The following is a 13,625-nucleotide window of genomic DNA, read 5'->3' on the forward strand; positions in this document are numbered from 1 at the left end:
CATGGACGGGACCGACGCACCGCCGACCCACGACGGCGAACTGACCGCCAATGACGTGATCGAGACGTTCCCGGGTGACCCGGGGGAGGCGACGATCGTCGACGTCCCAGCACGTGAGGCATCGACGGTACCCGCACGCGACGTCCTCCGTCCGCGCCTGGCCGAGGCACTGGGCCACGACCTCTACTCGCACCAGGACGCGGCGCTCCGGGCGCTCGCCCGTGACGAGAACGTCTGCGTCGCAACGAGCACGGCCTCTGGGAAGACGCTCGTGTACGGCCTGGCGATCGCTCGTCGCTACCTCGACGCGGGCGGACCCGCGACGACGCTAGACGGGGTGGATCGCGGATCGACTGCACTCGTCGTCTACCCGACGAAGGCCCTCTCCCGAGATCAGGAGCGGGAACTGAACGACCTCTACGAGACGCTCGGCTTGGACGTCACCGTCCGCGTCTACGACGGCGACACCGAACGGGGCGAGACGCGTCGCGAGATTCGAGAGACGGCCGACGTCGTGATCACCAACTTCGCGGGAGTGAACACCTACCTCCACGACCACGATCGCTGGGCGGGTTTCTACGGGGCCTGTGATCTCGTCGTGATCGACGAGTCCCACACCTACACCGGCGTGCACGGTATGCACGTCGCCTGGACGCTCCGCCGATTGAAGCGCGTCCTCGGGTACTACGGGGCCGACCCGGGATACGTCCTGACGAGTGCGACGATCGGCAATCCGGACGCACACTCACGGGGGCTGATCGACGAACCCGTCACTGTCGTCGACGACGACGGGTCGCCACGTGGTCCCCGGGACCTCGTCCTCTGGAATCCGCCGCGCGCATCGTCCGAGGACGGGGACGCCGTACCGCAGACCCAGGCCGAGACGGGAACCGAAACCGACGACGATGCGGAACACGCCGATCGGCTCCCCGCGTCCGTCGACGCCCCGCGGTTGTTCAGCCACCTCACCTATCACGGCGCCCAGACGCTGCTGTTCACCCCATCGCGAAAGCTCGCCGAACTCTCGATCGAGCGTGCCGGCCGCGCCAGAGAGCGGTGGTCTGGGTACTACACCGATCCCGAGCGCGGCACCGACCTGCGGGCCTATCACGCCGGCCACGCACGGAATACGCGCCACGCCACGGAACAGGGGTTGAAGACGGGAACCATAGATGGCGTCGCGTCGACGAATGCCCTCGAACTTGGGCTCAACATCGGCGCGATGGACGCGACCGTCCAGCTCGGCTACCCCGGTCAGCGCCAGGCGTTCTGGCAGCAGATCGGCCGTGCCGGCCGCGGAACCGAGCGCGCGCTCTCGGTGCTCGCCGCCGACCACCGAACCCTGGACCAGTACGTCGTCTCGAACCCGACCTACCTCACCGAGTCCGACGTCGAGGATGCCGTCGTCGACACGGAGAACGACGCCGTCTTCGCTACGCACGTCCGCTGTGCGGCGGACGAACTCGCGCTCGACCAGACCGACGCGGACTCCTTCGCCGAACGCGAGCGGCTCGAATCCGCCATCGAACTCTGGCGACGGGCGGGCCAGCTTTCCGGCCGACTCGAAACCGGCGTCTCCTACACCGGTCCACCACGACCGCAATCGACGGTGTCGATGTACGCGACGGCCGGCGAGGAGTACGCGGTTCGCCTCGCCGACGGCGTCGATGCCCGACACGACCCCGAGATGGAGCCACTCGCCCGCGAACGGGTCTTCCGGGATTTCCACGAGGGCGCCGTCCGGTTCCACGAGGGCCGTCAGTACGAGGTCACGGACGTCGTCCACGAGGGGGCCCAACCGCACGTCGTCGTGCAACCCGTCGACGTGGACTACTACACGCGGACGAACCGCGAGGTGACCGTCCTCGACGCCGAAGCCGAGCGCTCTCGCGAGATCGGCGACTTCGTCCTCCACCACGGTACCGGGACCGTCCTCTCGTACTACGGCACGTACGACCAGGTTCGAATCGAAGGCGGAGGGAAGCGTCGGCAGAACGTACCCACGGGGTTGCCGGCACTCCCGATGGAGACCCAGCTCTGCTGGATCGAAGTCCCGAACGACGTCGAGGTACGGCTCGTCGATCGGTACGGGGACTTCGCGGTGCCCGAACTCGACGGCGAACTCGGCGAGAGCGTGCACGTCGGGTACGCCGGCGGACTGCACGCCGCCGAACACGCGACCATCGGCGTCGCACCGCTCGAACTCATGGTCGACAAACGCGACCTCGGCGGCCTCGCTACCCTCTCGCTCGACGCCCACCTCACGGCCGCGACACCCGATCCCGCCGGCGACGACGGCTCGTCCGATGCGTCGATCAGGACGCCGGACTCGATCGCCGCGGCCGAGGCACGGATCCGCTCGCGGGCGGACGACCTGGAGCGACCACCGGCCAGCGGCTGGTTCATCTACGACGGCGTCGAAGGTGGACTCGGCTTCTCCCGGGCCATCTACGAGGAGTTCGAGTCTATCGCCGAGCGCGCACGGGCGTTGATCGCCGGATGCGATTGCGGGCGGGTCGACGGCTGTCCGGCCTGCATCATGGACGACCAGTGCGGAAACGACAACCGACCGCTGCACGGCGAGGCGGCCATCGACGTCCTCGACGCCCTGCTCGGGCAGACATCGACGACGTCGGAGTCCACCGCCGACGAGGGGACTGTGAACGAGGACACCGCGGACGAGGTGACCCCCGAACGGGGACACCGACCGACCCTGTTCTACTCCTGAGTCGGGCGTCTGGGTCCGACGACAGGAGCGATTCGTCGCGAACGGACGACCGACGGCACCGACGTTTCAGCCATCGAAACGGTAACGCTTACCCGTCGGCCCCTCTCGCTATCGACTATATGCGAGAGATCGTGCTCCTCATCGGTGGCGGCGGTCGCGAACACGCCATCGCCCGCAGCCTCGCCGACAGCGAGGTCGACCTGTACGCGTGTGCGAGCAACCGGAATCCGGGTATCGCGGCGGTCGCGAACGGGTTCGAGACGCTCGATCCGACCGACACGGACGCCGTCGTCGAGTACGCAGCGTCCGTCGACGCGACGATCGCAGTCGTGGGCCCCGAAGCACCCCTCGCCGAGGGCGTCGCGGACGCCCTCGAACGCGCGGGCGTCTACGCGTTCGGCCCGAGACAGGCCGACGCCCGGATAGAGACGGACAAGTCCTTCCAGCGAGAGTTCATGGCCGAAAACGAGATTCCGGGCTGTCCGGACTTCGAGACGTTCACCGATACCGAGGCGGCGTGCGCGTTCGTCGACGAGTACGACGGCGACCTCGCGATCAAGCCCGCCGGTCTGACGGGTGGCAAGGGCGTGAAGGTCATCGGCGACCAGGTCACCCCGGAGGAAGGAACGGCGTACATTCGCGACTCCGACTACGACGAACTCGTCCTCGAAGAGCGCCTCGTCGGCGAGGAGTTCACCGTACAGGCGTTCGTCGCGAACGGATCGGTCCGGACGACACCCGCTGTGCAGGATCACAAACGCGCCTACGAGGGCGACGAAGGGCCAAACACAGGCGGTATGGGGAGTTACTCGGCGGCCGGACGAACCCTCCCGTTCATGGACGACGATGACTACGACCGTGCCGTCGAGATCATCGAGGCGACCGTCGACGCGCTAGACGACTACAAGGGTATCCTCTACGGTCAGTTCATGCTCACCGCCGACGGGCCGAAGGTGATCGAGTTCAACGCTCGGTTCGGCGACCCGGAGGCGATGAACACGCTGCCGGTCCTCGAAACTGATTTCCTGGACGTCGTTACGGCCGCTCGTAACGGCGAGGCGCTTCCGGCACTCACCTTCTCCGAACAGGCCACGGTCTGTAAGTACGCCGTCCCCGAGGGGTATCCAACCGATCCACAGGCGGGTGCCCTGGTCGAGATAACTGAAGAGAACGCTGGCGACGCCCAGCTCTACTACGCCAGCGTCGACGAGCGCGACGACGGCATCTACACGACGACGTCGCGATCGTTCGCCGTCGTCGGACTGGCCGAGTCGATCGCCGAGGCCGAATCGATCGCCGAGGACGCGCTGGCCGTTGCCGGCGAGGAGGGCCTGCACATCCGTCACGACATCGGGACGCAGGAACTCGTTCAGCGACGAATCGACCATATGGCCGAACTACGCGGCGAGTGAATCGACGGGCGAACGATCGGGGTATCCACCGAGCACACGGTTCGGTCACCGTCGAACACGTTCTTGTACCCGCGAATCGAAGACGGTGACAGTGACGGCAGACGACCCTTCCCGCCACGATCGGATCGACCGACATCCGACGCCCGGGCCAGGAAACTCCCTGTCTGGGTGGCCGGGCGAGCGCAATCCAATCCGCGTCGCGGTCAACTACGTCATCGTCTGGCTCGTGCGTCTCTCGCCGAGCCTGCGGCTCAAACGCTGGCTCCTTCGCCGTCTCGGCGTCGACGTCGGAGAACGCGTCTCGTGGGGACTCGAAGCCACGCCGGACGTCTTCTGGCCCGATCTGATCACGCTCGAGGACGACGCGCTCGTGGGCTACGACGCCACCATTCTCTGTCACGAGTTCCTCCAGGACGAGTACCGCACCGGCGAGGTCGTCGTCGGCGAGCGCGCCATGATCGGCGCGGGAGCGATCGTCCTCCCGGGCGTCGAGATCGGACGCGACGCGAGCGTCGCGGCGAACTCGCTGGTGACGCGGGACGTACCGCCCGACGCGGTCGTGGCCGGCGTTCCGGCGCGGCCGATGAACGGCGACGCGATTCACGGTGACGCGGCCGAAACGGGCGGGGAGTCGGACGACTGAGCGGCGAATCGCCGCATCGAAACTGGACGCGAAAAGCGACCGAGACTACAGCGCCGACCAGCGTTTTCGCGCGTCGTTCCAGCCGGTCAGGTCGGCGATCCAGCGGGCGGCGATCAGCTTCTTCAGATTCCGAGCCGGGAAGCCGCCAAATGTCGTAACTGGAAGGGAGACGCCGAAGGCGGGCGTGACGTCGTGGGCCACGGCGCGCTCACCGATCGAGACGACCGTCCCCTTGTCCTCGTACTGCCAGGTCCGGAGCGGGCGTCCCTCGATCGCGCGGGTGATGTTCTCGCCGACGACCGCCGCGGCCTGCCAGGCGGCCTGCGCGGTCGGGGGGGCGGGCCGTTCGCCCTGGTCGACGATCGCGGAGTCGCCGATCGCGAAGACGCGCTCGTCCGACGTCCGGAAGGTCGACTCCGTCTCGACGCGGTTGTGCTGGTCGTCGAGCTCGGCGCCGTCGAGTGCGTCCTGCCCGGTGATGCCGCCGGTCCAGACGAGGACGTCGTAGGAGAGGGGATCGCTCTCGTCGAACTCGATGGCCTCGTCGGTCGCCTCCGTGATCGGATCGTCGGTGTGGATCGTCACGTTGGCGTCTTCCAGGCGCGATCGCAGGGCCCCCTGGATCGACGGGTCGTGTCCCGGGAAGATCTCCTCCATCGCCTCGACGAGGTGGATCTCGAACGGGGCGCGGTTACGGTCACGAAACTCGGCGATCTCGCCGGCGGTCTGGATACCCGACAGACCTGCGCCGCCGACCACGATCTGTGCAGGGTCGCTGCGGGTCGCCTCCTCGCCCGCGGCTCGAATGGCCTCGTGGATCGAGAGGGCGTCGTTCAAGCTCTTCAGGGTGTGTGAGTGTTCGTCGAGCCCCGGAATGCCGTAGAACGCGGTCTGACTGCCCAGAGCGACGAGAAGGTAGTCGTACGAGACGGGGTCGCCGGATTCGAGTGCGACGAGCCTGTCGTCTGTGTCGACGGAGACGACGGTGTCTTCTACGAACCGCGTCGATCGATCGGCGATGTCGTCGATCGGAACGGTGATGTCGGCCTGAACGGCCGGCTCGCGGATGACGCGGTGGACTTCGTGCAGAACGAGGTGATAGTCGATCTCGGAGATCCAGGTCAGCTCGGCGTCTGGACCGAGTGACGATTGAAGCGACTTGACCGCACCGGCTCCGGCGTAACCGGATCCGAGTACGACGACGTCGGTGCTCATACCAGAGACTCGGGATAGCTCCAATACAAACCTGTTGAAACCCACGTCGGGGTGCGTGTAGTTCCCACGCGCGGGCCGACTGCGACTGGCGAGAGCGTATGGCGGTTTCCGATCGGCGAGCGGGGGACGGTGCGTTCGTTTCGGCTACAGGGTTCGTTTGCCAAACGCGCTAGCGACGATCTCCGTCGCGACGGAGGCCGTCTCGTTGGATTCGTCGAGGATGGGGTTCACCTCGACGACGTCCATCGACCGGAACGAGCCGTGTCGTGCGTCGTGATCCGCGACGGTTTCGAGCGCCGAGTGAGCCTCGCGATAGGTGACACCGCCGCGTACCGGCGTGCCGACGCCGGGTGCGGCCGACGGATCGAGCCAGTCGAGGTCGAGACTCACGTGCAGGCCATCCGTGTCGTCCGTCGCGACCGCCAGCGCGTCCTCGACGACGGCCGTGATCCCGCGTTCGTCGATGTCGGCCATGGTGAACGCCGTGATGTCGCTGTCGCCGATCACCTCACGCTCGCGCTCGTCGACGCTCCGGAGCCCGACGTAGGCCACGGACGATTCGCGGACGTTCGGCGCGGTCGCCCAGTCCTCGTCGGCGAACTCGTCGTATCCCAGGGCCGCGGCGAGGGGCATTCCGTGGACGTTACCGCTCGGCGACGTCGACGGCGTGTTCAGGTCCGCGTGCGCGTCGAACCAGATCACGCCGATATCGGCGTCGCGGGAGGCGCCGTGCATCGTCCCGATGGAGATGGAGTGGTCGCCGCCGAGGACGAGCGGAAACACGTCTTCGGCGAGCGTCTCCTCGACCCGATCGGCGAGACGGACGCAGGCGCCCCTGACTTCGTCGACGAACTTCGCGTTGTCGTGATCGAGCGAGCCCTCGTCCGGATCGCGTTCTTCCGCTCGCGGAACGAAGAGGTCGCCGTCGTCGGCTGGCTCGATGTCGGCTGCGGCAAGCTGGTCGGACAGGCCGGCGTATCGAATGGCAGACGGCCCCATGTCGACGCCGCGTCGGTTCGCGCCGTAGTCGACCGGCGCACCGATGATTCGCACGGTACGAGTCATAGTTACGCTTCGCGACCGGTGACGTAAATCCCTGCTGAAACGAATCCGGCCGGGACAAATCGCCACCGGTCGGGTCGATCGGTTCGGCAAACTGCGATAGGTTTAGGGTCCGAACGCTCGACGATTCGAGCGGATGATGCTGAGCGACGTCATGGAAGATTACCTCAAGGTGATCTACCAGCTAGAGCGCGACCGGGACGAACGGATCCGCACCTCGGAGATCGCCGACGATCTGGACGTGACGTCGCCGACCGTGACGAGCATGGTCGAAAAGCTAGAGGAGCGTGGCCTCCTCGATCGCGAGAAGTACAACGGCGTCACGCTCACCCAGGAGGGCGAAACCGTCGCGATCGAAGTCGTCAGACACCACCGCTTGCTCGAAGCCTACCTGGCCGAGCACTTAGATTACGACTGGGCCGAGGTCCACGAGGAGGCGGATCGGCTCGAACACTACATCAGTGAGAACTTCGAGGAACGGCTCGCCGCCGCGCTCGGTGATCCCGACGTCGATCCGCACGGTTCTCCGATCCCGGGCGCCGACCTCGAAGCGCCGTGTTCGCGCCCCGGCGAATCGGTTGGCGAATTCAAGGCGGGCGACACCGTCGTCGTCGAGGAGGTCGCAGACGACGATCCGGACGTCCTCTCGTACCTCGCCGACCGCGGCGTCGAACCCGACGTGGAACTCGAGATACTCGAGCGCGCGCCGTTCGGAATGATCACCGCTCGGGCCGCCGGTTCGGATCGGACGATTTCGCTCCCCGAGGACGTCGCGGCACACGTCCGCGTTCGTCGGCCGATAGACGTAGACCGGTGACCGTCCGGCGACGATCCCTCCATCGTCGTCCCCGATCGAGACGGGATCACCAGGACACCCGGGACCAGCGGTTTTAAGAAAAACTGCTCCTAACGTCCACTATGTCGTCCATCGAACTCACCTCCAGCCAGAAGATGATCCTGCGGGCGCTGACCAATTTACACGCTGGAGACGAGGACGCCGTCAAAGGCGAGGACATCGCCGAACAGGTCGATCGCAATCCAGGAACGATCCGCAACCAGATGCAGAGCCTGAAAGCCCTCCAGCTCGTCGAAGGCGTCCCCGGGCCGAAAGGAGGGTACAAGCCGACGGCGAAGGCCTTCGAGGCCCTCGGCGTACAGCAACTCGACGAACCGGCGCCGGTTCCGCTCGCCGTCGAGGGCGAGGTCGTCGACGACGTCGTCGTCGAAGAGATCGACCTCTCGAGCGTCCATCACCCGGACCTCTGCCGCGCGGAGATCTACATTCAGGGCTCACTCGACGTGACGGACGACGAACGCGTCCGGGTCGGTCCGACCCCACTCTCGAAACTCGTCGTCGAAGGAACCCTCGACGGGAGAGACGACACCAACAACGTCCTCATTCTGGAGATCGAGGAGATGGTCGCCCCCGCGGACGACCCGGCACACTGATCGTCGCCACGTCGACGCGTTCGACGAACGTCACCCCGGTCACGACGGACCAATTCTACAGGCGGAGCAGGCCGAGTGCCTCGGGGCTTGCCCCCGAGGCGGTTCACGTAATCGCGTGCCCCGTTCTGTGTGCGTCTTCGAGCAATGCGACGGTCGCAGAACGCAGGCCCACCGTACCGGTCGGTTCGCATGTGTCCAGTCGTAGACGAATCGGTTCAGTACCGGAGCGGTTCCGTCATTCGTCTGCTGCGTCTGCGGCGTCGGTCACCGGCAGGACGTCGACGCTCGCGACGGCGTCGTCGCTGTCGACGTCCATCACCGTCACCCCCATCGTGTTCCGGCCGACCGTCGATATCTCGCCCGCTCGTGTACGCATGATCTGCCCGCGTTCGCTCATGATGACGAGGTGATCGTCCGGCGTCACGGCTTTCAGCGCGGTGACCGGCCCGTTTCGATCGTTGGTCTTGATGTCGATCAATCCCTTCCCGTACCGCGATTGGGTGCGATACTCGGAGAGGAGGGTCCGTTTGCCGTAGCCGTTTTCGGTGACGGTCAGGAGGGCCCGGCCGGCGTCGCCGTCTGTGGCGACGAGGCCGGCGACGGCGTCTCCCTCCTCCAGGTCGATGCCGTTGACGCCGCGGGCGTTGCGTCCCATGGCGCGCGCTTCGGTCTCGTCGAACCGGATAGTCATCCCCCGTTCGGTCCCGATGACGAGGTCGTTCGTGCCGTCGGTGACCTCGACGTCCACGAGTTCGTCACCCTCCTCTAGCGAGGCAGCGATGATGCCCGTCGTGAGGATGTTGTCGAATTCGTCGCCCCGGGTCCGCTTGACGTAGCCGTCGCGGGTGACCATCGTCACGTACTCGTCGTCGCCGAAGGCGTCCGTGTCGACGATGGCCGTGAGTTCCTCGCCCGGATCGAGGTCGAGGATGTTGACGGCGGACTTCCCCCTGGCCGTCCGGCTCATCTCCGGAATCTCGTAGGCCTTGAGCTGGTAGACCTGGCCCTGGTTGGTGAAACAGAGCAGATAGTCGTGCGTGTTGGCCTGGAAGACGGTCGTCACGCGATCACCCTCTTTGACGTCGCAGCCGATGATCCCCTTCCCGCCACGACCCTGCGGGTCGAAGTTCGAGGCCGGCATGCGCTTTACGTAATCGTCCTCGGTCATGACGATGAAGACCTCCTCCTCTGGGATGAGGTCCTCGTGCGTGACGGTGCCGACGTCCTCGATGATCGAGGTACGTCGATCGTCGTCGTACTCGTCCGTGATCGCCTCCAGTTCGTCCGTGATGACCTCGAGTAAGCGGGATTCGTTCTCCAATATCTCGGTCAGGTACTCGATCTCGTCCTGGACCGCTTCGTACTCTTCCTGGATCTCCGCGGCCTCCATGTTGGTGAGGCTGCCCAGTTGCATCCGGACGATGTGGGCCGCCTGCATCTCGGAGAAGCCGAACTCGGTCTCGAGGCCGCTGCGGGCCTCGTCGCGGTTCTCGGAGTTGCGGATGAGTTCGACCACGTCGTCGATCATGTCGAGCGCCTTGAGCCGGCCCTCGAGGATGTGGGCGCGCTCTTCGGCCTCGGCGAGGTCGTGTTCGGATCGTCGGCGGACGACCTCGCGACGGTGTGAGATGTACTCTTCTAACGTCTCTTTGAGCGTCAGGACCTGCGGCTGACCGTCGACGAGCGCGAGGTTGATCACGCCGAAGGTCTTCTCGAGGTGGTTTTCGAGCAGCTGGTTCTCGACGATCTCCGTATTGGCGCCCCGCTTGAGTTCGACGACGATCCGGACGCCGTTGCGGTCGGACTCGTCGCGCAGGTCGGAGATGCCTTCGATGACGCCCTCGTTGACGTCGTCGGCGATTCGCTCGACTAACTTCGCCTTGTTCTGCTGGTAGGGGATCTCGGTGATGACGATGCGATCGCGATCTGTCTTCCACTCTTCGACCTCGAACTCGGCGCGGACGCGGATGCGCCCGCGGCCGGTCTTGTACGCCGAGTAGATGGCGTCGCGGCCGACGATGTTGGCGCCAGTCGGGAAGTCGGGACCTTTGACGTGCTCCATGAGGTCCTCGACGGTGGCCTCGGGGTTCTCGATGAGTTCGATCGTCGCGTCGATCACCTCGCCAAGGTTGTGTGGCGGGATGTTCGTCGACATGCCGACGGCGATTCCCGACGAGCCGTTGACGAGCAGATTAGGGAACGCCGAGGGAAGAACCGTGGGTTCCTGCAGGCGATCGTCGTAGTTCGCCTGGAAGTCGATCGTGTCCTTCTCTATGTCGGTCAGCAACTCCTCCGCGATGGGGGCCATCCGGGCCTCAGTGTAGCGCGGCGCGGCCGGCGGATCGCCGTCCATCGACCCGAAGTTGCCCTGCCCGTCGACCAGCGGGTAGCGCATCGAGAAGTCCTGGGCCATCCGCACCAGCGCGTCGTAGATCGGACTGTCACCGTGTGGGTGGTAATCACCCATCGTCTCGCCCACCACGGACGAGGACTTGCGGTGGCTCGACCCGCTGGTGACGCCCATCTCGTGCATCGCGTACAGGATGCGTCGGTGGACGGGCTTCAACCCGTCTCGCACGTCCGGCAGGGCGCGTCCGGCGATGACGCTCATCGCGTAGTCGATGTAACTTTGCTCCATCTCGTCTTCGATCCGAACGGTCTCGACCGTCCGCGCCTCGACGTCGCTCGGATCAGGGGCTTCAGAACTCATGTCTCAGATACCTCGGTTGCGGTAGCGATTGGATCAGCGACTGCGGTAGCTGTAGTCGTCAGGCTGTTCCACCGCGAGCGCGGCCGCGGTGCGGCCACGCGAGCGGGCCGACGACCGACCCGAAGCGCGCGGCTTTGCCGCGCCGGAGGGGAGGGAGGAGTGCTTTTCATCAAAGCTAAGCGGGAGCGGAGCTCCCGCGAGGTCCAAAAGAGCCGTCCGGCTCTTTTGAGGATTTTGCCGAGTGCGGTCGCTTCGCGACCGCACGCAGCGCAAAAGTTTGCAGGGCAGAAGTTCGTCATATATCCACCCACTCGGCCTCGGGTGCGTGCTCTTTGATGAACTCCTTGCGCGGGCCGACGGCGTCGCCCATCAGGATCGAGAACATGCGGTCGGCCTCGGCGGCGTCTTCGACGGAGACGCGTTTGAGGATGCGGTTCTCGGGGTTCATCGTCGTGTCCCAGAGCTGCTCGGGGTTCATCTCGCCGAGGCCTTTGAAGCGCTGGACCTGCGAGGGGTTGCCGTTGCACTCTTCCTCGACGATCTCGTCGCGCTCTTCGTCGGTCATGGCGTCGTAGGTGTCCCCACGATATCGGATACGATACAGCGGCGGCTGGGTGGCATAGACGTAACCGTGCTCGAGTAACGGCCGCATGTGACGGTAGAAGAACGTCAGCAGCAGGGTTCGAATGTGCGCGCCGTCGACGTCGGCGTCGGTCGCCATGATGATCTTCTTGTAGCGGACGTCGTCGATGTCGAACTCGTCACCGATTCCGGCCCCGATGGCGGTGATCATGTTGCGGATCTCGTCGTTCTCGAGGATGCGATCGAGGCGGTGTTTCTCGACGTTCAGGATCTTGCCCTTGATCGGGAGGATGGCCTGGTAATCGGGATTGCGGGCCTGCTTCGCGCTGCCGCCAGCCGAGTCACCCTCGGCGATGAAGAGTTCGGCCTCGTCGGGGTCGCGCGTCTGGCAGTCGGCGAGTTTACCGGGGAGCGCAGTCGAATCGAGTGCGGATTTTCGTCGCGTCAACTCTTCGGCCTTCTTGGCGGCCTTGCGAGCCTTCGCTGCTTCGACGGCCTTCAGGACGATCGCCTGGGCCGTGTCCGGGTTCTCCTCGAAGTAGGTCGCCAGTCCGTCGTGCATCGCGCCTTCGACGATACCGCGGACCTCGCTGTTGCCGAGTTTCGTCTTCGTCTGGCCCTCGAACTGGGGGTCGGGGTGCTTGACGGAGATGACGGCGGTCAGCCCCTCGCGAATGTCCTCGCCCTTCAGGTTCTCGTCGAGATCGGAGAGGAGGTCGTTCTCGTTCGCGTAGTCGTTGACGACGCGCGTGAGTGCGGTCTTGAATCCGGTGAGGTGTGAGCCACCCTCACGAGTGTTGATGTTGTTCGCGAAGGCGTGGATCGATCCCTGGAGTTCTTCGGTCGCCTGCATGGCGACCTCGACGTGGATGTTGGCCTCTTCGCCGGTGAAGTAGACGATATCGCGATGGAGCGGCGAGCGCGTCTCGTTTATGTACTCGACGAACTCGCGGATCCCACCCTCGTACTCGAACGTTTCCGAGAGGACGACACCCTCCGCGTCGACCTCACGCTCGTCGCGGAGGGTGATTGCCACGCCCGAGTTCAAGAACGCGAGTTCTCGCAGGCGTTTCGACAGCGTCGCGTAGGAGAACGCGAGCGTCTCGAAGATCTCGCTGTCGGGCCAGAAGCGAATCGCCGTCCCGGTCTCGTCGGAATCGTCGGGTTCGCCGACCATCGACATGTTCCCGTCGGGTTCGCCGCGGTCGAAGCCGTGTTCGTAGACGCCGCCGTCGCGGGTGACGGTCACTTCGAGGCGTTCGGAGAGGGCGTTGACGACGGAGACGCCGACGCCGTGGAGGCCGCCGGAGACCTGGTAGGACTTGCTGTCGAACTTCCCGCCGGCGTGGAGGACGGTGAGGATGACCTCCAGGGCAGGCCGGTCGTACTCGTCGTGCGTGTCGACGGGGATACCGCGGCCGTCGTCGACCACGCTGACCGAATCGTCCTCGTGAATCGTGACGGTGATCTCCTCACAGTGGCCCGCGAGCGCCTCGTCGATGGAATTGTCGACGACCTCGTAGACCAGATGGTGGAGTCCGCGTGAGTCGGTAGAGCCGATGTACATCGCCGGCCGTTTCCGCACGGCCTCCAGACCCTCCAGGACCTGGATCTGACCGGCGCCGTACTCTCGTTCCTGTGACATGGAAAACCTGTCTTCGGGTAGCGCCTCCCCATTGATAAAGGTCACGTACGCGCGCGAGCGCGAGAACGTGTGGGCTCATCGTCAGTCTTCGGTCGAACATCGAAACTCAGTGCGCTCAGCAGTCTTGTGTCGAATTCGTCGATCGATTCGACCTGGTGATTCGGGAGGCGTCCAGTTTC

At 65.4% G+C, this 13,625-nt stretch carries 9 protein-coding genes; 5 read left to right on the forward strand and 4 right to left on the reverse strand.

Annotated elements, in window-relative coordinates:
* Position 1 precedes the first annotated feature (1 nt).
* The 3 genes from NO366_RS14565 (at position 2) to NO366_RS14575 (ending at position 4,783) form a co-directional block, all read left to right on the forward strand.
* Entirely contained in the window at positions 2 to 2,728 is a 2,727-nt protein-coding gene (locus NO366_RS14565; protein WP_256531509.1) for a DEAD/DEAH box helicase, read from the forward strand.
* A 119-nt stretch (positions 2,729 to 2,847) separates the two neighbouring features.
* Complete coding sequence (purD, locus tag NO366_RS14570) at positions 2,848 to 4,140, forward strand: phosphoribosylamine--glycine ligase (RefSeq protein WP_256531510.1); 1,293 nt, start codon at positions 2,848 to 2,850, stop codon at positions 4,138 to 4,140.
* A gap of 91 nt (positions 4,141 to 4,231) precedes the next feature.
* On the forward strand, positions 4,232 to 4,783 hold the full coding sequence (locus NO366_RS14575) for an acyltransferase (protein ID WP_256531511.1): 552 nt from the start codon (positions 4,232 to 4,234) through the stop codon (positions 4,781 to 4,783).
* A gap of 45 nt (positions 4,784 to 4,828) precedes the next feature.
* Here NO366_RS14575 and NO366_RS14580 read toward each other — a convergent pair whose 3' ends face one another.
* Positions 4,829 to 5,998 (reverse strand): NAD(P)/FAD-dependent oxidoreductase, encoded by a 1,170-nt coding sequence (locus tag NO366_RS14580; RefSeq protein WP_256531512.1) that lies wholly within the window; start codon positions 5,996 to 5,998, stop codon positions 4,829 to 4,831.
* A gap of 144 nt (positions 5,999 to 6,142) precedes the next feature.
* Positions 6,143 to 7,063 carry an arginase gene (rocF, locus tag NO366_RS14585; RefSeq protein WP_256531513.1) on the reverse strand — a complete coding sequence of 307 codons (921 nt, stop codon included), beginning with the start codon at positions 7,061 to 7,063 and terminating at the stop codon, positions 6,143 to 6,145.
* A 133-nt stretch (positions 7,064 to 7,196) separates the two neighbouring features.
* Here rocF and NO366_RS14590 point away from each other — a divergent pair, with 133 nt between their 5' ends.
* Positions 7,197 to 7,877, forward strand: coding sequence for a metal-dependent transcriptional regulator (locus NO366_RS14590; protein ID WP_256531514.1), 681 nt, complete (start codon positions 7,197 to 7,199; stop codon positions 7,875 to 7,877).
* 101 nt (positions 7,878 to 7,978) lie between these two features.
* On the forward strand, positions 7,979 to 8,509 hold the full coding sequence (locus NO366_RS14595) for an Rrf2 family transcriptional regulator (protein ID WP_256531515.1): 531 nt from the start codon (positions 7,979 to 7,981) through the stop codon (positions 8,507 to 8,509).
* A gap of 235 nt (positions 8,510 to 8,744) precedes the next feature.
* Here the strand turns inward: NO366_RS14595 and gyrA are convergent, their stop codons facing one another.
* Together gyrA and gyrB are read right to left on the reverse strand one after the other, a co-directional pair.
* On the reverse strand, positions 8,745 to 11,219 hold the full coding sequence (gene gyrA / locus NO366_RS14600; RefSeq protein ID WP_256531516.1) for a DNA gyrase subunit A: 2,475 nt from the start codon (positions 11,217 to 11,219) through the stop codon (positions 8,745 to 8,747).
* Between the two features lie 295 nt (positions 11,220 to 11,514).
* Positions 11,515 to 13,446: a DNA topoisomerase (ATP-hydrolyzing) subunit B gene (gene gyrB / locus NO366_RS14605; protein ID WP_256531517.1), complete on the reverse strand. Its 1,932-nt coding sequence runs from the start codon at positions 13,444 to 13,446 to the stop codon at positions 11,515 to 11,517.
* Between the last annotated feature and the right edge of the window lie 179 nt (positions 13,447 to 13,625).

Source organism: Halovivax cerinus (genome assembly GCF_024498195.1).
GTDB lineage: Archaea > Halobacteriota > Halobacteria > Halobacteriales > Natrialbaceae > Halovivax > Halovivax cerinus.